At 67.6% G+C, this 24,922-nt stretch carries 23 protein-coding genes and 1 tRNA gene; 11 read left to right on the top strand and 13 right to left on the bottom strand.

Translation table 11 applies throughout. From position 1 onward, the window contains the following. The first annotated feature begins 752 nt into the window (after positions 1-752). On the top strand, positions 753-1,850 hold the full coding sequence (locus ACZ5MJ_RS02660) for a YjgN family protein (protein WP_464222184.1): 1,098 nt from the start codon (positions 753-755) through the stop codon (positions 1,848-1,850). 28 nt (positions 1,851-1,878) lie between these two features. After that, entirely contained in the window at positions 1,879-2,901 is a 1,023-nt protein-coding gene (locus ACZ5MJ_RS02655; protein WP_464222183.1) for a M48 family metallopeptidase, read from the top strand. 19 nt (positions 2,902-2,920) lie between these two features. Here ACZ5MJ_RS02655 and lgt read toward each other — a convergent pair whose 3' ends face one another. Then, on the bottom strand, positions 2,921-3,739 hold the full coding sequence (gene lgt, locus ACZ5MJ_RS02650) for a prolipoprotein diacylglyceryl transferase (RefSeq protein ID WP_464223636.1): 819 nt from the start codon (positions 3,737-3,739) through the stop codon (positions 2,921-2,923). 70 nt (positions 3,740-3,809) lie between these two features. Then, a complete protein-coding gene (locus ACZ5MJ_RS02645; RefSeq protein WP_464222181.1) occupies positions 3,810-4,739 on the bottom strand; it encodes a LysR family transcriptional regulator in 930 nt (309 codons plus the stop codon). Positions 4,740-4,899: 160 nt separating this feature from the next. Between ACZ5MJ_RS02645 and ilvD the strand changes: the two genes are divergently transcribed. Continuing rightward, positions 4,900-6,573 carry a dihydroxy-acid dehydratase gene (gene ilvD / locus ACZ5MJ_RS02640; protein WP_464222180.1) on the top strand — a complete coding sequence of 558 codons (1,674 nt, stop codon included), beginning with the start codon at positions 4,900-4,902 and terminating at the stop codon, positions 6,571-6,573. Positions 6,574-6,648: 75 nt separating this feature from the next. On the opposite strand, the gene ACZ5MJ_RS02635 is transcribed toward ilvD, so the two are convergent. The 3 genes from ACZ5MJ_RS02635 to ACZ5MJ_RS02625 are packed head-to-tail and all read right to left on the bottom strand — an operon-like array spanning position 6,649 to position 9,117. Next, positions 6,649-7,101: a hypothetical protein gene (locus ACZ5MJ_RS02635; RefSeq protein WP_464222178.1), complete on the bottom strand. Its 453-nt coding sequence runs from the start codon at positions 7,099-7,101 to the stop codon at positions 6,649-6,651. Beyond that, a complete protein-coding gene (locus ACZ5MJ_RS02630) occupies positions 7,098-7,532 on the bottom strand; it encodes a DNA polymerase III subunit chi (RefSeq protein ID WP_464222177.1) in 435 nt (144 codons plus the stop codon). The genes ACZ5MJ_RS02635 and ACZ5MJ_RS02630 overlap by 4 nt, the downstream gene beginning before the upstream one ends. A gap of 34 nt (positions 7,533-7,566) precedes the next feature. Next, positions 7,567-9,117: a leucyl aminopeptidase gene (locus tag ACZ5MJ_RS02625; RefSeq protein ID WP_464222175.1), complete on the bottom strand. Its 1,551-nt coding sequence runs from the start codon at positions 9,115-9,117 to the stop codon at positions 7,567-7,569. A 187-nt stretch (positions 9,118-9,304) separates the two neighbouring features. On the opposite strand from ACZ5MJ_RS02625, the gene lptF reads away from it, so the two are divergent. Genes lptF through ACZ5MJ_RS02610 form a run of 3 tightly spaced genes read left to right on the top strand, consistent with a single transcriptional unit; the run spans position 9,305 to position 12,021 of the window. Next, positions 9,305-10,432, top strand: coding sequence for an LPS export ABC transporter permease LptF (gene lptF / locus ACZ5MJ_RS02620; RefSeq protein WP_464222174.1), 1,128 nt, complete (start codon positions 9,305-9,307; stop codon positions 10,430-10,432). Next, positions 10,429-11,616 (top strand): LPS export ABC transporter permease LptG, encoded by a 1,188-nt coding sequence (gene lptG, locus ACZ5MJ_RS02615; RefSeq protein ID WP_464222172.1) that lies wholly within the window; start codon positions 10,429-10,431, stop codon positions 11,614-11,616. Before lptF ends, lptG begins: the two co-directional genes overlap by 4 nt. 12 nt (positions 11,617-11,628) lie before the next feature. After that, entirely contained in the window at positions 11,629-12,021 is a 393-nt protein-coding gene (locus ACZ5MJ_RS02610) for a sirohydrochlorin chelatase (protein WP_464222171.1), read from the top strand. 83 nt (positions 12,022-12,104) lie between these two features. Here ACZ5MJ_RS02610 and cobA read toward each other — a convergent pair whose 3' ends face one another. Genes cobA through ACZ5MJ_RS02575 form a run of 7 tightly spaced genes read right to left on the bottom strand, consistent with a single transcriptional unit; the run spans position 12,105 to position 19,134 of the window. Next, positions 12,105-12,905 carry a uroporphyrinogen-III C-methyltransferase gene (cobA, locus tag ACZ5MJ_RS02605; RefSeq protein ID WP_464222170.1) on the bottom strand — a complete coding sequence of 267 codons (801 nt, stop codon included), beginning with the start codon at positions 12,903-12,905 and terminating at the stop codon, positions 12,105-12,107. Between the two features lie 38 nt (positions 12,906-12,943). Next, the gene (locus tag ACZ5MJ_RS02600; RefSeq protein WP_464222169.1) at positions 12,944-14,248 is read right to left on the bottom strand and encodes a sulfate adenylyltransferase subunit 1; all 1,305 of its coding nucleotides are present in this window, start codon (positions 14,246-14,248) and stop codon (positions 12,944-12,946) included. A 25-nt stretch (positions 14,249-14,273) separates the two neighbouring features. Continuing rightward, entirely contained in the window at positions 14,274-15,239 is a 966-nt protein-coding gene (gene cysD / locus ACZ5MJ_RS02595; protein WP_432258004.1) for a sulfate adenylyltransferase subunit CysD, read from the bottom strand. A gap of 12 nt (positions 15,240-15,251) precedes the next feature. Next, positions 15,252-16,055 carry a phosphoadenylyl-sulfate reductase gene (locus ACZ5MJ_RS02590; protein ID WP_464222168.1) on the bottom strand — a complete coding sequence of 268 codons (804 nt, stop codon included), beginning with the start codon at positions 16,053-16,055 and terminating at the stop codon, positions 15,252-15,254. Beyond that, positions 16,052-16,633: a DUF934 domain-containing protein gene (locus ACZ5MJ_RS02585; RefSeq protein WP_464222166.1), complete on the bottom strand. Its 582-nt coding sequence runs from the start codon at positions 16,631-16,633 to the stop codon at positions 16,052-16,054. Before ACZ5MJ_RS02585 ends, ACZ5MJ_RS02590 begins: the two co-directional genes overlap by 4 nt. Positions 16,634-16,649: 16 nt before the next feature. Next, the gene (locus ACZ5MJ_RS02580) at positions 16,650-18,332 is read right to left on the bottom strand and encodes a nitrite/sulfite reductase (RefSeq protein ID WP_464222164.1); all 1,683 of its coding nucleotides are present in this window, start codon (positions 18,330-18,332) and stop codon (positions 16,650-16,652) included. A gap of 28 nt (positions 18,333-18,360) precedes the next feature. Continuing rightward, entirely contained in the window at positions 18,361-19,134 is a 774-nt protein-coding gene (locus ACZ5MJ_RS02575) for a sulfite exporter TauE/SafE family protein (RefSeq protein ID WP_464222162.1), read from the bottom strand. Between the two features lie 165 nt (positions 19,135-19,299). Here ACZ5MJ_RS02575 and ACZ5MJ_RS02570 point away from each other — a divergent pair, with 165 nt between their 5' ends. The 4 genes from ACZ5MJ_RS02570 (at position 19,300) to ACZ5MJ_RS02555 (ending at position 23,652) form a co-directional block, all read left to right on the top strand. Continuing rightward, positions 19,300-20,241 carry a CysB family HTH-type transcriptional regulator gene (locus ACZ5MJ_RS02570; protein ID WP_432258009.1) on the top strand — a complete coding sequence of 314 codons (942 nt, stop codon included), beginning with the start codon at positions 19,300-19,302 and terminating at the stop codon, positions 20,239-20,241. Between the two features lie 86 nt (positions 20,242-20,327). Further along, entirely contained in the window at positions 20,328-21,491 is a 1,164-nt protein-coding gene (locus tag ACZ5MJ_RS02565) for a methyltransferase (protein ID WP_464222160.1), read from the top strand. 87 nt (positions 21,492-21,578) lie between these two features. Beyond that, positions 21,579-22,742: an ABC transporter substrate-binding protein gene (locus ACZ5MJ_RS02560; protein WP_464222158.1), complete on the top strand. Its 1,164-nt coding sequence runs from the start codon at positions 21,579-21,581 to the stop codon at positions 22,740-22,742. Continuing rightward, positions 22,726-23,652, top strand: a complete 927-nt coding sequence (locus ACZ5MJ_RS02555) for an NAD(P)-dependent oxidoreductase (protein WP_464222156.1) — start codon at positions 22,726-22,728, stop codon at positions 23,650-23,652. The genes ACZ5MJ_RS02560 and ACZ5MJ_RS02555 overlap by 17 nt, the downstream gene beginning before the upstream one ends. 32 nt (positions 23,653-23,684) lie before the next feature. On the opposite strand, the gene ACZ5MJ_RS02550 is transcribed toward ACZ5MJ_RS02555, so the two are convergent. Further along, the gene (locus tag ACZ5MJ_RS02550) at positions 23,685-24,605 is read right to left on the bottom strand and encodes an alpha/beta hydrolase (protein ID WP_464222154.1); all 921 of its coding nucleotides are present in this window, start codon (positions 24,603-24,605) and stop codon (positions 23,685-23,687) included. A gap of 161 nt (positions 24,606-24,766) precedes the next feature. Between ACZ5MJ_RS02550 and ACZ5MJ_RS02545 the strand changes: the two genes are divergently transcribed. Next, positions 24,767-24,851 (top strand) — tRNA-Leu (locus tag ACZ5MJ_RS02545). Positions 24,852-24,922: the final 71 nt, after the last annotated feature.

The raw sequence follows: 24,922 nt of genomic DNA, 5'->3' as shown, positions 1-24,922 counted from the left end.
GAGCCGATGCGCCCCGTTAGCCATAATTCATAATTATGGATTAGGGCGCGAACGATACAAGCGATTTCGATGCTGCGCTGCAACCCTCCGGAAAACTGGCGTTGCGCTGCTTGTCGTGGAAAGAACCGCGGAGAAGAAAGGAGATACGGCGCGAGGTGCGGCGGGCGTTTCCCTGCCTCCCCGCAAGGAAACGCCCGCGCCTGAAAAGAACTGCCTGTACTGCTGTTTCATCGCAGGCGGTCACCGTGAGCGTCCGCTGCGTGGGTCCATGGATTACCTGGCGCTGGCCCTGCGCCCCCCTTGAAACGCGCTGGATGCGCGGATTTTCCCGTGCCCGTATAGGTTCGTGAAGCGCGGCAAGTGACCCTTGACCCTACAGGCCTACTCCCCCCTGGCGCTACCGTGGCGACTGTGGCTTGCCGCTCATCTTGTAACAAGATCCATAGCGATTTGCGTGCCAGCGGGACTAAGTCCCTGATTTCATTGATGGCACGCATCGAAAAGTTGTTACAGAATGAGACCAGTGTAACAGGATGTTTCTAGAGTGTTACGAGGGTTTTCCCACATTCGCGCTGGGGGAACCTGGCTGGCGGCAATGGCATATGCAGATTGTGCCGTGTCCGTTATTTATCGGTGCGAGAATGTGAGCGCGTCGCCGCAAATGCCCAGATTAATGTGGTTGCATTTCTGAAACTGCGGCAAGGATTGCTGTCTTTTACCGTCGTTGTCCAAACCCACCTGGAGCTCCCGCCATGCAAGCAGGCAGCAGCGATTTCACCTCAGCCGGCACCCCGGCAGACGACGCGGTCTTCCCCGCCGGACCGCGCCATGCCGCACCGCGGCCACTGGCCCTGACCTTTACCGGATCGGGCTCGGAGTACTTCCGGATCTGGATTGTCAATGTACTGCTGACCCTGGTCACGTTCGGCATCTATTCGGCCTGGGCCAAGGTCCGCACGCTGCAGTACTTCTATCGCAATACGCGGCTCGACGGCGCCAGCTTCGACTACCACGGCAAGCCGTCGGCGATCCTGAAGGGCCGCGCCATCGTGTTCGCGCTGGTGTTCGCCTTCCAGTTCGCGTCGACCTTCTCGCCCTTCCTTGCGCTGGCAATGCTGGTGGTGGTGCTGGCGCTGTTCCCGTTGCTGCTGGTGCGTTCACTGCGTTTTCGCATGGCCAACTCCAGCTACCGCGGCCTGCGCTTCGCCTTCACCGGCGGCGATGCCGAGGCCTACAAGGTGTTCGTGCTGTGGCCGCTGGCGGCAGTGGCCACGCTGGGCTTGCTGGGGCCGGTGGCGCACCAGCGCTTCAAGCGTTATCAGCACAACCACACCCGCTTCGGCACCGCACCGTTTGCCTTCGACGCCGGCACGGGCGATTTCTACGGGGTCTACCTGCGCGCCTTCGGCGTGATGGTTGCACTGGTGGCGGTGGCGGCGCTGGCCGGCCTCATGCTGGGTGCAACCGCATCAGGCAAGGCGGGCATGATGCTGTCATTCGGCCTCGGCGTGGGCGGCTTCTACCTGGCGTTGCTGGCGGTCAGCCCTTACGTGACGGCACGCCTGCAGAACGTCGTGTGGAGCCACACCACGCTGGCGCCGCATGCGTTCCGCAGCGAGGTCGGCGCGGCCCGCATGGTGTTTATCTTCGTCACCAACCTGATCGCGACCGCGCTGACGCTGGGCCTGTTCCTGCCGTTCGCGCGGGTCCGCTCGGCACGCTACCGGCTGGAATGCGTGACCATGCTGGCGGCCGGTCCGCTCGACAGCTTCGTGGCCGGCGAGGCCCAGCAAGTGGGTGCGCTGGGCGATGCGGCGGTAGACTGGTACGACATCGACATCGCGCTCTGAGGCACCATGCGCTGACCGCACCAGCACCATGATCCCAGTCACCTTCTACGATGGCCGCTCGTCGCGCGCGCACCCGGCCACGCTGGCCGTCGAGGCGCAGCAGGCCGTGCTGCGCGACGCGTCCGGCGCCGAGCTGCGGCGCGCGCCGCTGCAGGACCTGCGCGTGTCCGAACGCGTGCGCCGCGCGCCGCGGCTGGTCACCTTTGCCGACGGCGCCTTCTGCGAGATCACCGACCACGCCGCCTTCGACCACATGCTGGCCGCCACCGGCCACCGCGACAGCCTGGTGGCGCGCGCGCAGAACAGCTGGCGCCTGGCCGGCCTGGCCGTGGCGGCGCTGGTCGCGGTACTGGTGCTGGGCTACTACGTGCTGCTGCCTTGGGGCGCGGGCCTGATGGCGCGCGCGGTGCCGCCCGAACTGGAGGCCCGTCTCGGCAAGCTGACCCTGGCAAGCCTGGACAACGGCGTGGTCAAGCCGACGCAGTTGCCGGCCGCGGAGCAGCAGCGCATCCGCACTGGCTTCGCGGCATTGCGGCGCCCGCCCGATGCCGGGCACGACTACCAGATCCTGTTCCGCCAGGGCGGAGAAATCGGCGCCAATGCGCTGGCCTTGCCGGGCGGCACCATCGTGGTCACCGACGAACTGGTCAGCCTGGCCGGCACCGGGCCCGGCATGATGGGCGTGCTGGCCCACGAAGCGGGCCACGTGGCCAGGCGCCACGGACTGCAGCAGGTGATCCAGGGATCGGCGCTGGCCGCGCTGTCGGCCTACCTGTTCGGGGATATCTCGTCGGTGCTGGCCGGCGTGCCGGCAGCCATGCTGACGCTGCGCTATTCACGCGAGCACGAGCGCGAGGCCGACGCCTATGCGATCGAGGTCATGCAGCGCAACGGCCTGCCGCCCGCGGCGCTGGCCGACGTGCTGGTCAGGCTGGAGAACCGGCGCGGTGCGGCGTCGGACGCCCAGCCGGAGCGCGGCCAGGACTTCATGTCGACCCACCCGCAAACGCAGGCGCGCATCGAGGCCCTGCGCCGCGCCGGCGGCAAATAACGCAGGCCGGGCCGGGCGCTCAGGCCGCCGGCTGCGATGCGCCGGCGCCGGGCTGGCGGCGGTAGGCCCAGATCACCATGGCGATGCCGGCCAGGATCATCGGCAGGCTCAGCCACTGGCCCATCGACAGTTTCAGCGCCAGCAGGCCCAGGAAGTTGTCGGGCTCGCGCGCGAACTCCGCGGCAAAGCGGAAGGCGCCGTAGCCGATCAGGAATACGCCCGATACCGCGCCCATCGGCCGCGGCTTGCGCGCGAACAGCCACAGGATGATGAACAGCGCCACGCCTTCGCCCGCAAACTGATAGAGCTGCGACGGATGGCGCGGGATATTGTCGCCCGCCTGCGGGAAGATCATGCCCCACGGCAGGTCGGTGGCGCGGCCCCACAGCTCGCCGTTGATGAAGTTGCCGATGCGCCCGGCGGCCAGCCCGCAGGGAATCATCGGCGCGATGAAGTCGGTCACCTCCATCCAGTGGCGCCGGCGCAGTCTGGCAAACAGCCACATCGCCACGACCACGCCGAGGAAGCCGCCATGGAAGGCCATGCCGCCTTCCCATACCTTGAAGATCTCGACCGGGTGGGACAGGTAGTACGACGGCTTGTAGAACAGCACATAGCCCAGCCGCCCGCCCAGGATCACGCCCAGCACACCGAAGAACAGCATGTCGTCCAGGTCGCGCGTGGCCCAGCCCCTGGCCGCGATATGCGGCTGGCGGATGCGCAGGCGCCCGAACCACAGGAACATGATGAACCCGGCCAGGTACATCAGGCCGTACCAGCGGATGGCAAGCGGGCCCAGGTGGATGGCAACCGGGTCAAACTGGGGATGAATCAGCATGTTGGCGTGAATGGTGGTTGAGAAGGCCGCGGCCCGCGTATTGTCGGTGGCCTCGGTGACATTCGTAAGGTCAGCGACCGGCAAGCCCGGCTGCGCCCGCTTCGTGCGCGAGCGCGGTCGCAATATCGATGAACGAGCGCAGCACCGGCGCCACGCCGGCGGACGCGCCATCGCGCCACACCAGTCCGGTCTCGATCTGCGGACCGGCCTCGCGCAGCGCCAGGTACGACACGCCGGTGCGGCGAAGGTTGCACAGCGACGCCGGCACCAGCGCCACGCCCATGCCGGCCGACACCAGGCTGACGATGGTCTGCATCTGGATGGCTTCCTGCGCGACCGCGGGCACCAGGCCCTCGCGCGCATAGTAGCCCGTAATGATGTCATAAAACGCCGGCGCGCTTCGGCGCGGGAAGATGATCAGCGGCTCGTGGGCGGCCTCGCGCAACGAGATCGTGCCGTCGCCCGCCGGCTGCCAGCCGTCGGGCACCGCGAGCACCAGCGGCTCGCTCACCAGCGGCAGGTAGGACAGGCCGTGCGGCATGGCCGGCAATTGCGGGCGGATCACCAGGCCAGCGTCGATGCTGCCGTCGAGCAGCGCTTCGAGCTGTACGTCGCTGGTGGCCTCGCGCAACTGCAGCTGCACTTCCGGGTGGCGGGCACGGAAACGGCGCAGCAGGTCGGGCAGGATGCCGTAGTCGGCCGTGCTGACAAAGGCCAGCGACAGCGACCCCAGCTCGCCCCGCGCCAGCCGTTGCGCCAGCCCGGGCAGCGCCGCGGCATCGGCCAGCACGCGCCGCACCTCGGGCAGCCACTGCTGGCCGGCCGGCGTCAGCGCCACCGAGCGCCGCGTGCGCGCGAACAGGTGCACGCCGATCTCCTCTTCCAGCGCCTGGATCTGCTGCGACAAGGGCGGCTGCGTCATCGACAGGCGCTGCGCCGCGCGGCCGAAATGCAACTCTTCCGCCACCGTGACGAAGTAACGCAACTGGCGCAGGTCCAATATGGCTCCTGATATGTTTTTCGACTCAATAAAGGTCAAATAATATATTTGACACTACAAAACGCAAGCGTCATTCTTTGGCGCACAACATCGCCGCCGCGCGTTCGGCTTTCGGGCGCGGCGCGCAGCGGCACTGAAGATCCCCCCGGAGACTCCCACCATGGCATTCAACAAGCGCTCGCAGAACATCACGCAAGGCGTGGCACGTTCCCCCAACCGTTCGATGTACTACGCACTCGGCTACCAGAAGGAAGACTTCGACAAGCCGATGGTGGGCATCGCCAACGGGCACTCGACCATCACCCCCTGCAACGCCGGCCTGCAGCGCCTGGCCGATGCCGCCATTGACGCCATTAGGGCATCGGGCGCCAACCCGCAGGTGTTCGGCACGCCGACCATCTCGGACGGCATGTCGATGGGCACCGAGGGCATGAAGTACTCGCTGATCTCGCGCGAAGTCATTGCCGACTGCATCGAGACCGCGGCGCAGGGACAGTGGATGGACGGCGTGGTCGTGATCGGCGGCTGCGACAAGAACATGCCGGGCGGCATGATCGCGCTGGCGCGCACCAATGTGCCGGGCATCTATGTCTATGGCGGCACCATCAAGCCGGGCAACTGGAAGGGCAAGGACCTGACCATCGTGTCGTCGTTCGAGGCCGTGGGCGAGTTCACCGCCGGGCGCATGAGCGAGGAAGACTTCGAGGGCGTGGAACAGAACGCCTGCCCGTCCACCGGCTCGTGCGGCGGCATGTACACCGCCAACACCATGAGCTCGTCGTTCGAGGCGCTGGGCATGTCGCTGCTGTATTCGTCGACCATGGCCAACCCCGACCAGGAAAAGGTCGACAGCGCCGCCGCATCGGCCCGCGTGCTGGTGGAAGCCGTCAAGCAGGACATCAAGCCGCGCGACATCATCACGCGCAAGTCGATCGAGAACGCGGTGGCGCTGATCATGGCCACGGGCGGCTCGACCAACGCCGTGCTGCACTACCTGGCCATCGCCCACGCCGCCGAGGTCGAATGGACCATCGACGACTTCGAGCGCATCCGCCGCAAGGTGCCGGTGATCTGCAACCTGAAGCCGTCGGGCCAGTACGTGGCGACCGACCTGCACCGCGCCGGCGGCATCCCGCAGGTCATGAAGATCCTGCTCAAGGCCGGCCTCCTGCACGGCGACTGCCTGACCATCACCGGCCGCACGCTGGCTGAAGAACTGGAGAACGTGCCCGACACCCCGCGCGCCGACCAGGACGTGATCCTGCCCATCGACAAGGCACTCTATGCCGAAGGCCACCTGGCGATCCTGAAGGGCAACCTGGCCGAAGAAGGCGCGGTCGCCAAGATCAGCGGCCTGAAGAACCCGGTCATCACCGGCCCGGCCCGCGTGTTCGAGGACGAGCAGAGCGCGATGGACGCCATCCTGGCCGACAAGATCAACGCCGGCGACATCCTGGTGCTGCGCTACCTGGGCCCCAAGGGCGGCCCCGGCATGCCGGAAATGCTGGCCCCGACCTCGGCCATCATCGGCAAGGGCCTGGGCGAGTCGGTCGGCTTTATCACTGACGGCCGCTTCTCGGGCGGCACCTGGGGCATGGTGGTCGGCCACGTGGCGCCGGAAGCGTACGTGGGCGGCACCATCGCGCTGGTGCAGGAAGGCGACTCGATCACCATCGACGCGCACAAGCTGCTGCTGCAGCTGAACGTGCCGGAGGAAGAGCTGGCCCGGCGCCGCACCGGCTGGAAGCAGCCCGCCCCGCGCTACACCCGTGGCGTGCTGGCGAAGTTCTCTAAGCTGGCGTCGACGGCCAGCAAGGGCGCGGTGACTGACTGATTGCGGTGCGCCAGATGTCAGAAAGCCTGCGAGCGATCGCAGGCTTTTTTTCGGCCACTGCCGGCATGCGCCGGCTCAGTCCCTGCCCGGCGCCTTCTCGATTTCTTCCAGCGTCGCATCCAGCCACTCGACCAGCCGCGCTTCCAGCGACTGCGTCAGCTCGCTGGCCAATTGCGCCGTCAGCGGCGCCAGCCGCGACTGCAGCGTGGCTTCGGTGTGGGCGGCCACGACCTGCGGCCATTCGGTGCGAAAGCGCATCATCACACGGCTGAGCAGCTCGGTGCGGACCGCGCGCAGGTCGTCTTCGCCCGGATCGCGGGCGTCGGCGTCCGCGGCGGGCGGCACCGGCGGCTCGCCGGTATCGCCAACCTGCATCACCAGCCCGGAATCGTCCATGCCGAAGGTATCGATCACGCCGTCTTGTGGCGCGGCCTCTGCATCCGGCAGTTCAACAACCTCGGTCAGCAGCGGAATGCTGTCGTTCGGGCCTGGCCGCGGGATCACCCGCGAGGTGGTGCGTTCGCTCATGCGGCGTCTCCCTTGGGCTGGCCGATGTCGTGGTGCGTCAGCGGATAGCCGCGTTCGCGGTAGAAGCGGTAACGCTGGCGGCCGGACTCGCGCGCGGCGTCGCCCGCACCCACCACCTCGATCAGCCGTTCAAAGCTGGCAAACTGCGCCGGGGCCTCGTCCGCCAGGTTGATCAGCAGCTGGTGGTGCGGCACGCCTTCGGTGGTGGCGGCCAGCAGGATCGGGGTGACCGCCGCATTGGGGCTTTCCAGCCCGCAATGCGGCAGGAAGTCCAGCGCGGAGAACGTCCACAGGCGCGCGTCCAGGTCGGCCAGCTGCGCCGGCGCGCCATGGATCACCACCTTTTGCCCGGCGCCGTAGGCCTTGCGGACCAGCCGGCAGACATAGCCGAGCACGTCCGGCACGTTGCTGTGGAAGTCGATGCGCGTCATGGACGGTCGATGCTCCTTGCCTTGACCGCCGCCGTCAGGCCGCGCGGTCCATCAGGAACTGCGTCAGCATCGGCACCGGGCGGCCGGTGGCGCCCTTGGCCGCGCCGCTCTTCCAGGCGGTGCCCGCGATGTCCAGGTGGGCCCAGTCGTACTTCTCGGTGAAGCGCGCCAGGAAGCAGGCCGCGGTGACGCTGCCGGCCGGACGGCCGCCGATATTGCCCATGTCGGCAAAGTTGGACTTGAGCTGGTCCTGGTACTCGTCGTCCAGTGGCATGCGCCAGGCGGTGTCCATGGCGCGGCGGCCGGCCTGCAGCAAGGCATCGGCCAGCGCGTCGGAACGGGCGTACAGGCCGCTGTTGACGTGGCCCAGCGCGATGATGCAGGCGCCGGTCAGGGTGGCCACGTCGACCACCGCGGCCGGCTTGAAGCGCTCCACGTAGGTCAGCGCGTCGCACAGGATCAGGCGGCCTTCGGCGTCGGTGTTCAGGATCTCGATGGTCTGGCCGGACATGCTGGTGACCACGTCGCCCGGCTTGGTGGCGATGCCGCTGGGCATGTTCTCGCAGGTCGGCACCACGGCGATGACATTGAGCTTCAGGCCCATCTCGGCCACGGCCTGGATCGTGCCCAGCACCGAGGCGGCGCCGCACATGTCGTACTTCATCTCGTCCATGCCCTCGCCCGGCTTGAGCGAGATGCCGCCGGTGTCGAAGGTGATGCCCTTGCCCACCAGCACCACCGGCGCCTGCTTGGCGCCGGCGCCGTCGTAGCGCAGCACGATGAACTGCGGCGGCTCCTCGCTGCCCTTGGTCACGGCCAGGAAGGCACCCATGTTCAGGGCCTCGATCTGCTTGCGGCCCAGGATCTCGGCCTTGAGCTTGTGGCGCTTGGCAATGCCGCGGGCGGCATTGGCCAGGTAGGTCGGCGTGCAGATATTGGACGGCAGGTTGCCCAGGTCGCGCGTCAGCTCCATGCCGTTGGCGATGGCGGTGCCGCGCACCACGGCCTGGGTGGCGGCGCGCGCGTCGCCGCTGTCGACCGCGATCACGACCTTGCGCAGGGACGACTTGTCGCTGCCGTTGGGCTTGCCGCTGGCGCCATTCTGCCCGTTGGCGCGCTTCAGGCCCGGATGGCGCTCCAGCAGGCGGTAGCCGGCGTCGCGCACCAGGGTGATGGTGGTGATGACGGCCCAGGCCACGTCGCGCTGCTGCGGCGCCTGTTGCGCCAGGCACCACAGGGCCGTGGCCGCGCGCGTGGACGACAAGGCACGCACGGCGGTACGGACCGCGTCGGCAAAGGCCTTGTCGCTGAAATCGGCTTCCTTGCCCAGGCCCACCAGCAGCACGCGCGCGGCGCCCACGCCGGCTACTTCGTGCAGCATCAGGTGCGTGCCGCGCTTGCCCTCGAAGTCGCCCTGCTTGACCAGGCGGCCCACCAAGCCCTTGGTGGCCACATCCAGTGCCTTGGCCACGCCGGCCAGGTTCTGGCCTTCGAACAGTCCGACCACGAGGCAGTCGGTCTTGGTCGCCAGGAAACCATTTTGGCCGGCTTTGCTCCAATCCAGGGCTTTTGTGCTAAATTCCATCGCGCTTCCTTCCAGGGGCTCGTTAGACACGAAAGCCTCCATTATCCGCGATTTTTACCCCGCGACCTGCCGCCGCTGATACGCCCCGGCCACGCTGCCGGCACGCTGTGCCGTCAGCCAGCTGTTCTGCCCGGCACCTCGCACGGCACGTCGCCCGCTCCGGCCGGCAGCCCGGAACCGAACCCGCATGATCCTTCAACAAGCCCTGCGACGCGAGCTCGCCTACACCGCCGGGGCGGTGTTCCTGGTGATGCTGACCTTCATGCTCACGTCGCTCGTGATCCGCATCCTGGGGATGGCAGCCAACGGCAAGGCCAGCCCCAACGACGTGCTGATGCTGATCGGCCTGGCCACCATCGGCTACCTGTCGATCCTGCTCTCGGCCACGCTGTTCATTTCCACCCTGATCGTGCTGACGCGCTGGTACAAGGATTCGGAAATGGTGGTGTGGTTCTCCGCCGGCATCTCGCTGCGCGACCTGGTCAAGCCGGTGCTGCAGTTCGCCGCGCCCTTCATCGTGCTGGCGCTGCTGCTGGGGATGTTCGCCTGGCCCTGGGCCAACCAGCAGAGCACGCTGTTCCGCGACCGCTTCGAGCAGCGCGGGGTGATGTCGATGATCGCCGCCGGCCGCTTCATCGAGCCCGCCAAGGCCAACTACGTGCTGTTCATCGAAGGCATGGACGCCGACATGAAGCATGCGCGCAACGTCTTCGTGGCCAATTCCGAAGCCAACAAGATCGGCGTGGCGCTGGCGCACCAGGGCCAGTTCGAGACCATGCCCAACGGCGACCGGCTGGTGGTGATGGAGAACGGACGGCGCTATTCCGGCACGCCCGGCCAGGTCGACTACCGCATCGTCGAGTTCCAGCGCTATGCGGTCAAGGTGGACAACAAGCCGCCCGAGGCCGAGGCCGACCAGCCGCCCAAGAGCCGCAACACCATCGACCTGATCCGCAATCCCACGCGCGAGAACCTGGGCGAGCTGCTGTGGCGCATCTCGCTGCCGATCCTGGCCTTCAACTTCGTCATGATCGCGATCCCGCTGGCCTACGTGAACCCGCGCCTGGGGCGCTACACGCCGCTGGTGTTCGCGGTGCTGATCTACCTGACGTACAGCAACCTGATCAACCTGTCGCAGTCCTGGGTGCGCTCGGGCGCGCTTCCGTTCTGGCTGGCATGGTGGCCGATCCACCTGGTGGTATTGCTGGGGGCGCTGCTGCTGTTCCGCTACCGTCAGAACCGCAGCCTGGGCGGCTGGCGCGCCGTGTTCGGCCTGCGCAGGCGCCCCGCCGCAGCCACCGGAGGCCGGGCATGAGGATCCTGCGCGTCTATGAACGCTACTTCGGCCGCCTGGTCTATGGCGTGTTCACCTTCATCCTGTTCGCGGTGCTGTCGCTGTTCGTGTTCTTCGACATGCTCAGTGAGCTGGAGAGCGTCAGCGGCAAGTACACCTCGCTGATCGCACTGTTCCACGTGCTGCTGCAGGCGCCCACGCGGGTGTACGAGGTGCTGCCGATCGCGGTGCTGATCAGCGCGATCTACGTGTTCTCGCAGCTGGCCAGCCAGTCCGAGTTCACCATCTTCCGGGTGGCCGGCCTGAACACGCGCCAGGCACTGTTCTCGCTGTTCAAGCTGGCGGTGCCGCTGGCGCTGGTGACCTTTATCTTCGGCGAGTTCATCGGCCCGCGCGCCGAGCAGTTCGCGCAGAAGGTCAAGCTCGAGGCGATCGGCGCAACGGTGTCGTCGGACTTCCGCTCCGGGGTCTGGGTCAAGGACCGCGACAAGGACGCCGCCGGCGGTGGCGAGATCACCCGCTTCGTCAACGTGGCGGGGCTGCGGCCAGACCAAACCATCACCGGCATCACCATGTATGAGTTCGACCCGCAATACCGCCTGCGCGTGATCCGCGTGGCGCAGGAGGGGCGCTACCAGGGGAGCCAGTCGTGGGAGCTGCAGAACGTCAGCGAGACCCGCTTCATCGAGCTGGCGCCGCAGGCCCATGGCGCGCAGCCGGCACCCAACCACCCCGCCGCGTCCGCGCGCGACGGCCTGGCCCAGGACTTCCGCGCCGAGCAGGTCAAGTTCCCGCGCGTGGCCATGCATTCCGAGCTGACGCCGCAGATCCTGTCGGTGCTGCTGGTGACGCCGGAGCGGATGTCGACGCTGGACCTGTTCCGCTATATCCGCCACCTGCGCGACAACAAGCAGGACACGCAGCGTTACGAGATCGCCTTCTGGAAGAAGGTGATCTACCCGCTAACGCTGTTCGTGATGGTGGCGCTGGCCCTGCCCTTCGCCTACCTGCACGCGCGCGCCGGCGCGGTCGGCGTGAAGGTGTTCGGCGGCATCATGCTGGGGCTGTCGTTCCACCTGTCGAACACGCTGTTCTCGCACGTCGGCCTGCTGCATACCTGGCCACCGATCATCTCGGCGCTGGTGCCGGGCACGCTCTACCTGATGGTGGCGCTGCTGGCACTGCGGTGGGTTGACCGGCACTAGGACGAGGATGCCATGACCGCACCCACCCGGGCCCTGGTGCTGTTCGCGCACGGCGCGCGCGATGCGCGCTGGCGCGAGCCCTTCGACCGCCTGCAGCAGAAGGTGGCGGCTGCCCTGCCCGGGTGCGAGGTGCGGCTGGCATTCCTGGAGCTGATGACGCCGGTGCTGCCGGACGCGCTGGCCGACCTGGCAGCGCGCGGCATGTCGGACATCACCGTGGTGCCGGTGTTCCTGGGCCAGGGCGGTCACCTGCGGCGCGACCTCCCCGCCTTGCTCGACCAATGCCGGCAAGCGCATCCCGGGCTGCGCATCCATTGCGCGACAGCGGTGGGAGAGGCCGACGCGGTACTGGATGCCATGGCAGCGTACTGCGTAGCCGCATTGCCCGGAAGCGGCCAGCCCTGAGCAATAGCGCGACCCGCCATGACAAAAGCCCTGTACCGGCATGCCGATACAGGGCTTTTTGCTTGGTGGCGCTCAGATGAAGATCAGGCGGCGCGCGGCGTCTGCACGGCGGTTTCGTCTACGCCTTCGCGCGGCGTTTCGGTGGCCCGCGCGGCCAGTGCCGCCCCAATCATCAGCAGGCTCGGCTGCACGGGATCGATCCACGCGGCCGCCTCACCTGCGGCCATCCGGCCGAGTGTGAATTCACGGCTGCGCTGCCGCGGCGTGCTGGCGGCTTCCACCACCCACGCCGGCGTGGAAGCCGGCTTGCCGTGCGCGATCAGCTGCGCGGCAATCGATGCCGCCTGGTCGCGGCCCATGTAATAGACCAGCGTATCGGCCTTGACCGCGGCTTCGATGTCGGCCGAGCCCTCACCATCCGCGGCCTTCGCCTGTGTGGCAAACGCCACGCTGCGCGACACGCCCCGCTTGGTCAGCGGCTTGCCGATCGCCGAAGCAGCCGCCAGCGCGGCGGTGATGCCCGGTACCACTTCGTACTCGATGCCGGCGGCTTCCAGAGCCTGCAGTTCTTCGTCGGCGCGGCCGAACAGCATCGGGTCGCCGCCCTTCAGGCGCACCACGCGCTGGTACTTGCTGGCCAGGTCGACGATCTGGCGGTTGATGAACAGCTGCGCGGTGGAGCGCTGCCCGCAGCGCTTGCCCACCTCGACCAGTTCCGCCTGCGGACACCAGGCCAGCATCTCCGGCGCCACCAGTGCATCGTGCAGCACCACCTGGGCTTCGCCCAAAAGCCGTGCACCACGCACCGTAATGAGGTCTGCCGCACCGGGGCCTGCCCCAATGAGGTACACCTTGCCGTAAGTCTTCTGCGCCTGCTGGTTCATCTCCGGCCCCTAGCCCGTTTGTTCCTGTCTGTCAGCGATCAGGAGAACGCACGGATCATGCCTGCGGCCACCGTGTGGTTGGTCGCTTCGTCGATCAGCACGAAGGCGCCCGTTGCCGGGTTGTCGCCATAGGCATCGCACACGATCGGCTTCTGCAGCGAGATCTGCACCGAGCCGATGTCGTTCAGGCGGATATCGTGGCGGCCGGTCTCGTGCGACAGTGTATGCACGTCCAGCACGCGGTCCACCGCCGACACGCGCGCGAACACGCTGGCCGTGGTGTGCTTGAGCACGTACTTGCGCGCCGGGTTCAGCGATTCGTCGTCGAACCAGCACAGGTCGGCCTGCAGCTTCTTGGCCGGCGCCGTGGCGGCATCGGCGGCGACGAACATATCACCGCGTGATACATCGACGTCCTCGGCCAGGCGCACGGTGACGGTGTCACCGACGTTGGCGGATTCGGCCGCGCCGTTGGGCGTCAGCACCTCGGCCACCACGGCGTCGCGGTTGGCGGGCAGCACGCGCAGCTTCTGGCCCACGCGCACGGTGCCGGCCTCGATGCGCCCGGCGTAGCCGCGGAAGTCGTCCGACTGGGAGCCGTCCTGGCGGATCACCAGCTGCACCGGGAAGCGCAGCGCGGCATCGTCCTCAGGCGCGGCTTCTTCCACCGGCAGGTCTTCCAGCAGCGGCAGCAGCGGCTCGCCCTGGAACCACGGCATGGCGTCGCTCTCATGCACGATATTGTCGCCGCGCAGCGCCGACACCGGCACGTAGCGCACGTCCTTCAGGCCGAGCTGGCTGGCCAGTTCGGTGTAGGCAGTGCGGATCTCGTTGAAGCGCTCTTCGCTGTAGTCGACCAGGTCCATCTTGTTGATGGCAACGATCACGTGGCGGATTTCCAGCAGCTTCAGGATTGCCGAATGGCGCTTGGTCTGGGCCAGCAGCTCCGCACGGCCATCCTTGACGGTAACGCGGGTGGCATCGACCAGCACGATGGCAGCGTCCGCGGTCGAGGCGCCGGTGACCATGTTGCGGGTGTACTGCTCGTGGCCCGGCGTATCCGCGATGATGAACTTGCGGCGCGCGGTCGAGAAGTAGCGGTAGGCCACATCGATGGTGATGCCCTGCTCGCGCTCGGCCTCCAGGCCGTCGGTCAGCAGCGAGAAGTCGATCTGCTCGCCGGCGGTGCGCTTGTTCTTGGCGTTGGCCAGCGCGGTCAGCTGGTCGGACAGCACGGCCTTGCTGTCATACAGCAGGCGGCCGATCAGCGTGCTCTTGCCGTCGTCGACGGAGCCGGCGGTGATGAAGCGCAGCAGGCCTTGATGGGTTGCTTGGTGAGTCATGTCTGAATCCTTTGCTGCGTACGGCTTAGAAGTAGCCTTCCTTCTTGCGGCGTTCCATCGAGGCTTCGCTCGTCTGGTCGTCCATGCGGGTGGCGCCGCGCTCGGTGATCTCGGTCACCGCGGTCTCGGCGATGATCGCTTCCGGCGAATCGGCAACGCTGGCCACCGGGCAGGTGCAGCTGATGTCGCCGACGGTGCGGAAGCGCACCGACAGCACTTCGCTGACGTCGCCGTCCTGCTTGGGCGTGATCGGCGTGACCGGCACCAGCAGTCCGTTCTTGCGCACTACTTCGCGCTGGTGCGCGTAGTAGATCGGCGGCAGCGCCAGGTTTTCGCGGGCGATGTACTGCCACACATCCAGCTCGGTCCAGTTCGAGATCGGGAACACGCGCATCTGCTCGCCCTGCGCCATGCGGGCGTTGTACAGGCTCCACAGCTCGGGGCGCTGGGCCTTGGGGTCCCACTGGCCGAACTCGTCGCGGAACGAGAAGATGCGCTCCTTGGCGCGGGCCTTCTCTTCGTCGCGGCGGGCGCCGCCCATCAGCGCGTCGAACTGGTGCTCGCCGATGGTTTCCAGCAGCGTCACGGCCTGGGCCGCGTTGCGCGAATCGGTTTCTTTGCGCAGGCGCACGGTGCCGCGCTTGATCGAGTCTTCCACATGCCCCACCACCAGGCGCGCGCCCAGTTCAGCCACGCGCTGGTCGCGGAAGGCGATGACTTCCGGGTAGTTGTGGCCGGTGTCGATATGCACCAGCGGGAACGGCAGCTCGATCTTGCGGTCGCCCAGGCGGAAGGCCTTTAGCGCCAGGTGCAACATCACGATCGAGTCCTTTCCGCCGGAAAACAGCAGCGCCGGGTTGCGGCACTCGGCCACCACCTCGCGGATGATGTAGATGGACTCCGCCTCCAGGCGGTCGAGATGGTCGTTCTGTACCTGCAACAGGTGGGCCACGCTACTGGTGGCTTCTGCGATGTCGTTCATGATGCCCATTTTGTTCCGGCCTCAATGCTTGATGTTCTGTTCGTGGAGCCCGCACTCTTTCGAGTCCTTGCTCTCCCACCACCAACGTCCCGCGCGCACGTCCTCGCCCGCGCGCACCGCACGCGTACACGGCTCGCAGCCGATGCTGGGGTAGCCCTTGGCGTGCAGGTCATTGACGGGCACGTTGTGGCGCTTCAGGTAGGCCCACACCTCGGCCTCGCTCCAGTCCGCCAGCGGATTGAACTTGGGGATGCCGCGGGTCTCGTCCAGTTCCTCGAACGGCAGCTCCGAGCGCGTGACCGCCTGCTCGCGGCGCTGGCCGGTCAGCCAGGCGTCGGCGTGCGAGAGCGCGCGGTTGAGCGGCTCGACCTTGCGGATGCCGCAGCATCCCTTGCGCGCATCGATGCTGTCGTAGAAGCCGTTCAGCCCGTGCTTCTTCAGGTAGTTCTCGACCGCCTCGGCGTCCGGCGTGAACTGCTCGATGCTGTAGCCGTAGTGCGCCTGCACCTTGTCCAGCACCGCCAGCGTCTCGGCATGCAGGCGTCCGGTCTGCAGCGTGAACACGCGGATGCCCGCGCGCACGCCTTCGGTGCCGCGCAGGATGGCGTCGGTCAGCACCATGTCCTCGGCCGCCAGGCTCGAGGCGAAGCGCGCGCGGAAGAAGCGGCCGGCGATGCCCACCAGGCGTTCGCCCAGTTCGCGCTCCTTCTGCTCCAGCGCGGCGATGCTGCCGGTGTATTCCGGCGCGACCCACAGCGCGGGCGGGCGCAGCGCCGATACGGCGCCAGCGTCGACCACGGCGATGTCGCTCAGTACCGTGCTCATGCCGTTTCCTTCGCTTGCGCGCCAACCTCTGCCCGCGCGCGGCGGAACAGCGGCAGCGGCTCGTCCACCGAGGCCTGGTAGGTCACGGTGAACTCGGTGAAGCCCTTGATGGCGTCGTCGATGCTCTTGTCGGCGCGCACCGCGAAGGCGTCGAAGCCGCAACGCTTCATGAAGTTGAGCTGGTCGCGCAGCACGTCGCCGATGGCGCGCAGCTGGCCCTTCCAGTGGTAGCGGGTGCGCAGCAGGTAGGCCGTGGAAAAGCCGCGGCCGTCGCGGAACACCGGGAAGTCCACCGCCACCAGCGCCACGCGCCCGAAGAAGGCCTCGGCATCGGCCGGCTCGTCTTCCGGGGCCAGCCACACGCCGGTGCGGGCCGCGTCGCGGCCGGCCAGCAGCGCTTCGCTGGCCTTCCACACCGACAGCGGGAACAGCACCGCGTCCTGGCTTTGCACAGCCGCGGCAATCTGCTCGTCGGTCAGCGGCTGCTCGGCGGTGCCGCGCAGCACGGTCCAGGCGTCATCGACGATGACGGGGGCGACGGTAGCGCCGTCCTGTTGCAGTTGAATGATCTTTGCCATGTTCAGTCTCCGGTCCTCAGGCTTCAGCGCGCTCGCGCGGCTGCTTGTCGGCATACACGCGTTCCTTGAACGGGGCGATGCCGATGCGGGACAGGGTTTCGATAAAGCGTTCGTCTTCGATGCGGTGGGCCACGAAGGTGTCGATGATGCGGGTCACCACCTCAGGCATTTCCTCGGCGCTGAACGACGGGCCGATCACCTTGCCCAGCGCGGTCTGGTTGCCCTGGGCGCCGCCCAGCGTGACCTGGTACCACTCCGAGCCATCCTTGTCGACGCCCAGCACGCCGATATTGCCAACGTGGTGGTGGCCGCAGGCGTTGATGCAGCCCGAGATGTTCAGCGAGATCTCGCCCAGGTCATAGACGTAGTCGAGGTCGTCGAAGCGGTCCTGGATCGCCTGCGCGATGGGAATCGACTTGGCGTTGGCCAGCGAGCAGAAGTCGCCGCCCGGGCAGGCGATGATGTCGGTCAGCAGGCCGATATTGGGCGTGGCCAGGCCGGCCTTTTTGGCCAGGCCCCACAGCTTGAACAGGTCCTGCTTCTTCACGTCCGGCAGGATCAGGTTCTGCTCGTGCGCCACGCGCAGTTCGCCAAAGCCGAACTGGTCGGCCAGGTCGGCCACGGCTTCGATCTGCGCGTCGGTGGCATCCCCCGGGGGCGACACCACACCCGGCTTGGTCGACAGCGTCACCGCGGCGTAGCCCGGCACCTTGTGGCCGTGCACATTGCGGCTGACCCAGCGCGCAAAGGCCTTGTCTTCCAGCAGGTGGTTCTCGTACGAGGCGTCGGTGTCGGCCAGCTTTTCATAGGCCGGCGGCGTGAAGTACTGCGCCACGCGGTCGAACTCAGCCTGCGTCAGCGTGGCCGGGCCGTCCTTGCTGTGCTGCCACTCTTCCTCGACTTCCTGCGCGAACTTCTCGGCGCCGATGGCCTTCACCAGGATCTTGATGCGGGCCTTGTACTTGTTGTCGCGGCGGCCATAGCGGTTGTACACACGGATGGCCGACTCGACGTAGGACAGCATGTGCTGCCACGGCAGGTCGTCCTTGATGATGGTGCCCAGGATCGGCGTGCGGCCCAGGCCGCCGCCGGCCAGGATGCGCAGGCGCGTCTCCCCGTCGGCGTTCTTGTAGGCGTAGATGCCGATGTCATGCATCTGCACCACGGCGCGGTCGTCGGCCGAGGCCGAGATGGCGATCTTGAACTTGCGCGGCAGGAAGGCGAATTCCGGCTGGAAGGTGCTCCACTGGCGCAGCAGCTCGGCCAGCACGCGCGGGTCCACCGATTCGTCCGGCGCGACGCCGGCGAAGTGGTCGGTGGTGATATTGCGCACGCAGTTGCCCGAGGTCTGGATGGCGTGCATCTCGACGCTGGCCAGCTCGGCCAGCACGTCGGGCACGCGCTCCAGGTCCATCCAGTTGTACTGGATATTCTGGCGGGTCGAGAAGTGGCCATAGCCACGGTCGTATTCGCGCGCGATATGACCGAGCTTGCGCATCTGCTTCGACGACAGCAGGCCGTACGGGATCGCCACGCGCAGCATGTAGGCATGGCGCTGCATGTACAGGCCGTTCTGCAGGCGCAGCGGCAGGAATTCTTCCTCGGTCAGCTCGCCGGACAGGCGGCGGCGCACCTGGTCACGGAATTGGGCGACGCGCTCGGCGACGATGCGCTGGTCATATTGATCGTACTGATACATGGCGGGGTCCGTTCAGTATTCGTTGAATTCAGGAAACGAGCTTGATGGCGACCAGCGTCAGCGTGGTCGCCAGTGCGGCGCGCACCAACCGCTCGGGCAGCGCCCGCGACAGTTGCGCGCCCAGCCAGATGCCGGGGATCGAACCCACCAGCAGCGCCAGCAGCAAATTCCAGTCGACCGTGCCAAGCCACACATGGCCCAGCCCGGCAATCGCCGTCAGCGGGACGGCGTAGGCAATGTCGGTGCCGGCCACTTCGGCCGGCTTCATATGGGGGTACAGCAGCAGGATCAGCGTGGCGCCAACCGCGCCGGCGCCGATCGACGACACCGTCACCAGCACACCCAGCACGACGCCCACCAGGACGGTGGCAACCGCCTGCCGGCGGCCTGCCAGCTGGAAGCGGGGGTTGCGCGCCAGCCAGGCCAGCAGTTGCTTGCGGAACAGCAGCGACAGCACCGTCAGCAGCACCGAAACGCCGATGGTCACGCGAATCGCATGCAGCCACTGTGCGTTGAGCTCGCCGGCACTCTTCAGCACCAGGATGGCGGCCACGGCCGCCGGCAGGCTGCCGATGCACAGGCGCCGAACCACCTGCCACTGCACGTGGCCGTGGGCGCGGTGCGCGATGGTGCCGAAGCCCTTGGTGATGGCCGCGAAGGCCAGGTCGGTGCCGACCGCGGTGGCCGGCGAGAAGCCGAACAGCAGCGTCAGCAGCGGCGTCATCAGCGAGCCCCCTCCCACCCCGGTCAGACCGACGAGGACGCCTACAAACAGACCGGAAACGGTATAGGCAACAGACATGGGGGACTCGGTGAAGCCTGGCCCGTGGATCTCGCATCACAAAGTGGCTGCTGCGAGAAGACGCACTGAGGGCAGGCCGTTCATTAACAAAGTTCGAGAATCGTAATAAACTCGCCTCATACCTCAAACTAATAAGAAGTTGTTTGTTTATACGAACCCAGATATATGAACTTGCACCAGTTTCGTTTCGTGCGTGAGGCCGTCCGGCAGAACTACAATCTGACTGAAGCCGCAAAAGCGCTCTACACGTCACAACCTGGCGTGTCCAAGGCCATCATCGAGCTGGAAGAAGAGCTGGGCGTGGATATCTTCACCCGCCATGGCAAGCGCATCCGCAGCCTGACCGAGCCGGGCCGGCGCATCCTGAGCTCGGTCGAGAAGATCCTGCAGGAGGTGGAAAGCCTGAAGCGCGTCGGCATGGACTATGCGGCGCAGGACCAGGGCAACTTCACCATCGCCACCACCCACACCCAGGCGCGCTACGCCCTGCCGCGGGTGATCAGCGAGTTCACCAAGCGCTACCCCAAGGTGCGGCTCTCGATCCAGCAGGGCAACCCGTCCCAGATCGCCGACATGCTGCTGCATGACCAGGCCGATATCGGCATCGCCACGGAAGGCATCTCCGCCGACAAGAACCTGGTGTCGCTGCCCGGCTACCAGTGGACGCATATGGTGATTACGCCACCTGAGCATCCGTTGCTGGACAAGAAGCACCTGGCGCTGGAAGACCTGATGGGCTTCCCGCTGATCACCTACGACGCCAACTTTGCCGGGCGGACCAAGATCGACAAGGCTTTCGCGCTGCGCCACCTGGAGCCCGACATTGTGCTGGAGGCCATCGACGCGGACGTGATCAAGACCTATGTGGAGATCGGGCTGGGCGTGGGCATCGTCGCCGGCGTCGCCTATGATGCCGAGCGCGACCGCAATCTGCGCGGCATCCCGGCCGGGCATCTGTTCGGCAGCAATGTGACGCACCTGGCCGTCAAGCAGGGAGCCTACCTGCGCAGCTTTGTCTACACCTTCATCGAGCTGTTCTCGCCGACGCTCAACCGCAAGCTGGTTGAGCAGGCCATGTCCGGCGAACACGAAGCCTACGAACTCTGAGGACGGCCCGCCGCCGCCTCTCCTATATAAGAAGCAAACCCAACCATGCATTTCCTGCCCATCACGCCCTGCCGGCCGGAGGCTCTGTGAGCGACCTGCCCCGCATTCACTGGACTGAAGACGGCGTCGAGCGCAGCGCCGCCTGGCGCTCGGAAGCCGGCCTGCCGCCGCCCCGGCGCGTGGTCATCGCCGACGACACCACCAGCGCCGACACCGCCTACCGCCTGGCCTGCGAAGGCACCGCGCTGCTGTGGCGCGGCGACTTCCAGAACGCGCGCCAGCTGCTGCACGCACTGGCCCGCCGCACCGAGCGCAAGCCCAAGAAGGCCAGCCGCCCCGGCCAGAAGGCCAAGGACAAGACCAAGGGCGCGGCGGCTTCGCCCACCGAGGCCTTTCACCTGCACCGGCTGGCCCAGTCGCAGCGCGCCCGCACGCTGGGCATGCTGCTGCTGCCGTTCGAGGCCAGCCACGAGGTGCCGCTGCGCCGCGCGCCGGATGTGCGCGACGCCTGCGAGCAAGTCTACGGCCCGGCCGCCGAGCCCTACGTGGCATCGATGCGCGAACTGCTGGGCATGATCGGCGCCTTTGAATGGCGCAAGAAGGGCGTGGAGATCCCCGCGCTGGAAGACCGCATCCACCCCTGGTACGGCGTGTTCTCGCCGGTGCGCGGCGAATATGTCGACCTGGTCGCGGCCGAGCCGCTGCCGGCGAAGACGCTGGCCTTCGATATCGGCACCGGCACCGGCGTGCTGGCCGCGGTGCTGGCCCGCCGCGGCGTGCAGCGCGTGGTCGCCACCGACCAGGATCCGCGCGCACTGGCCTGCGCGCGCGAGAACATCGCGCAGCTGGGCTACACCGCGGAGGTCGAGATCGTGCAGGCCGACCTGTTCCCGGAAGGCCGGGCACCGCTGGTGGTGTGCAACCCGCCCTGGGTGCCGGCACGGCCCAGTTCGCCGGTCGAGCGCGCGGTCTACGACCCGGACAGCGCCATGTTGCGCGGCTTCCTGCAAGGGCTGGCCGACCACCTCGAGCCGGGCGGCGAGGGCTGGCTGCTGCTGTCGGACCTGGCCGAGCACCTGGGCCTGCGCCCGCGCGAGGAACTGACGGCGTGGATCGACGCCGCCGGGCTGAAGGTGCTGGGCCGCTCCGACATCCGCCCGAGCCACCCGCGCGCAACGGATGCCGCCGACCCGCTGCATGCGGCGCGTTCCGCCGAAGTGACCTCGCTCTGGCGCCTGGGCGTGCGCTGACCGCCTGACGGTTGCGGCGGGGCACGGGGGTGCCCCGCCGGCCGAGTTCGGCTATCCTTCCCGTCACATATAAGAACGGAGGAGACGATGCTGAAACTGCCCCTGCGCCCCCTGTTGCTGGCCGGCGCCCTGCTCTGCGCCAGCGCCGCGCATGCCGACATCCGCGTCGGCGTCGATGTGTCCACCACCGGGCCGGCGGCCTCGATCGGCATCCCCTCCAAGAACACCGTGCTGATGTGGCCCCAGACCCTGGGCGGCCAGAAGGCGCACTACGTCATCCTGGACGACGGCTCCGACCCGTCCGCCGCGGTGCGCAACGTGCGCAAGCTGATCTCCGAGGAAAAGGTCGACGTGATCGTCGGCCCCAATATCACGCCCACCGCCATCGCCGCGCTCGACGCCGTGGCCGAGGGCGAGACGCCAATGGTGGCGCTGGCCGCCTCGGCCGCCATCGTCGAGCCGCAGGCCGACGCCAAGCGCCGCTGGGCCTTCAAGATGCCGCAGAACGACTCGCACATGGCGACCGTGCTGACCGAGTACATGAGCAACCACGGCGTCAGGACGGTCGGCTTTATCGGCTTTGCCGACGCCTACGGTGAAAGCTGGTGGCGCGAGTTCTCGAAGCTGGCCGAGGTGCGCAAGATCAAGGTGGTGGCCAACGAGCGCTTCTCCCGCAACGACACCTCGGTCACCGGGCAGGTGCTCAAGCTGATGGCGGCCAATCCGGACGCGATCCTGATCGCCGGCGCCGGCACGCCGTCGGTGCTGCCGCAGAAGACGCTGGGCGAGCGCGGCTACAAGGGCAAGGTCTACCAGACCCACGGCATCGCCACCTGGGACTTCCTGCGCATGGGCGGCAAGGATGTGGAAGGCACGCTGTTCCCGACCGGGCCGGTCGTGGTCGCGCGCCAGCTTCCCGAGAGCCACCCGGTGCGCAAGGTCGCGCTGGACTTCGTCAACCGCTACGAAGGCAAGTACGGCGCCGACAGCGTCACGCAGTTCGCCGGCGACGCCTGGGGCGCGTGGATGCTGCTGGACGACGCCGCCCGCCGCGCGCTGAAATCCGGCGCCCAGCCCGGCACGCGCGAGTTCCGCGCCGCCATGCGCGACGCGCTGGAGGCCACCACCAATCTCACCATCCCCAACGGCGTGATGAACATGAGCCCGAAAGACCACCAGGGCTTCGACCAGCGTTCGCGCGTGATGGGGGTGATCCGCAACGGCAAGTTCGCCTATGCGGGCGACAAGTAGCCCGCCGTATCAAGAAAGGAAGCATGGCATGAGCACCACTCTCACCCCCACCACCGTCGCCTTCATCGGCCTGGGCGCCATGGGCTCGCACATGGTCCGCCACCTGCTGGCCGCCGGCCACACCGTACGCGCCTTCGTGCGCCGCCCCGAAGCCGCCGAGGCCGCGCGCGCGCTGGGGGCGGAACCCTTCTTCACCCCCGCCGAAGCGGCGCGCGGCGCCAGCGTCGTCTTCACCAACGTGACCTCGTCCGAAGACGTGCGCGAAGTGCTGCTGGGCGAGCAGGGCGTGATCCACGGCGCCACGCCGGGCACCATCTGCGTGGACCACAGCACCATCTCGCCGATCGTCACGCGCGAGATCGCCGCGGCGCTGGCCGCGCGCGGCATCGAGGCGCTGGACTGCCCGGTCTCGGGCGGCACCATGGGCGCCGAGGCCGGCACGCTGACCATCATGGTCGGCGGCAAGCCCGAGATGCTGGAGCGCGTGCGCCCGCTGCTGCAGCGGCTGGGCAAGACCATCACCCATATCGGCGACCACGGCGCGGGCCAGGTCGCCAAGCTGTGCAACCAGATCGCGCAGGTGGTCAATATCGAAGGCATCGCCGAGGCCATGCGTTTTGCCGCCGCGCAGAACGTCGACACCGGCCGCGTCTTCGAAGCCATGGCAACCGGCATGGCCGGCAGCCGCATGCTCGACCTGATGGGTCCCAAGATGGTGGCGCGCAATTTCGCCGCCGGCATCGAGGCGCGGCTGCACGACAAGGACTTCGGGCTGGCGCGCGATATTGCCGAAGAGATTGGCCTGGACCTGCCCGCGATGCAGGCCACCTCGGCCCAGCTGCGCGCGCTGATGGCCAGGGGCTGGGGCACGGACGACACCTCGTCGCTGCTGCGCGTGCTGGAGGGCTGACGCCCTGCCGGCCCGCGCAGGCCGGTACGCGCTCAGCGCGCCATCAGCCGCAGCACCGCGCGCGTCAGCACACCGTCCGGGCTGGCAAAGCTGTCCAGCACATTGAAGTGATGGCAGTCCGGCAGCACCAGGTCGCTCGCCGCCGGATGCGCCACCTTGGCCGGCCACGCCGCGCGGATCAGCGCGTGCTGGCGGTGGTATTCGGCAGCCTCGCGTTCCCCCACCGCGATCGCCAGCGGGGCACCGCTGGCCGGCGGCATATACGCGGGCGACAGCCGCGCGACATCGTCTTCCGAGAACCGCAGGTCGCGCTGCAGGAAGGCCGCGCGCCGCAGCGGCTCCATGTCGTACAGCCCGCTCACCGCGAGCCCGCCCTTGACCAGGTCGACAGGCAGGTCCGCACCCAGCTGCGGCCAGCGCGCGGCCATCAGCATCGCCACCTGGTGCCCGCCGACGGAATGGCCCGCCAGGAAGAGCTTGTCCGGATCATGGCCCAGCCGGTCCGCCTGCCGGTACAGCCAGGCCACGCTGCGCAGCACCTGCCGCACGATCTCCGGCACCGTCACCGCCGGCACCAGGGTGTAATTGACCACGGCCACCGACACGCCCAGCGCCGGCAGCACGCTGGCGACAAAGCTGTGGTCATGCTTGTCCAGCGCCCGGTAGTAGCCGCCGTGCACGAACACCAGCAGCGGCGGCAGCGCCCCGTTGGCCCGCTGCGCGGGAAAGTAGTCGAGCGTCTCGTCCTGCGCGTGCGGCGAGTCCTCGCCGGCATAGCTCAGGTCCGCAAGGAAGGGACTGCGCGCGCGCACCTGCGCGGACCACTGCGCCCAGCGCGCCAGATGCACCGGGTTGTCCGGCACATTGGCGCGGTTGTTGTACTCCTGGTCGTAGAAGCCGGGGTCCTGCGAAGGCAGGCTGGCGAGGCGCGCCAGCGAAGCTTGGTTGGTCATGGTGGTCGGGGGGGTCGGGGTGGTGGGCGTGCAAGGGGCTGGGCGTCATGCTACCGGATTTGCGCGACTGCCAAAGGGAACCCGGCGCCGGTTGTCCGACGCCGGGAATTCCGGCATAATCCCGTGCTCAGCACGGCACCGGTTCCGGCGCCATACACCCTGCCCGGGTGGTGAAACAGGTAGACGCAGGGGACTCAAAATCCCCCGCCGCAAGGCGTGTCGGTTCGAGTCCGACCCCGGGCACCAAGTACTCCCAAAGAATTCCACCAACCCCCGCAGTACCAGGGTCTACGGGGGGTTTCTTTCTGGCGCGTGCC

The organism is Cupriavidus sp. LA-1 (assembly GCF_055385985.1).
Note: the sequence above shows the minus strand (reverse complement) of the source record. Positions and strands in the feature narration are given on the sequence as shown.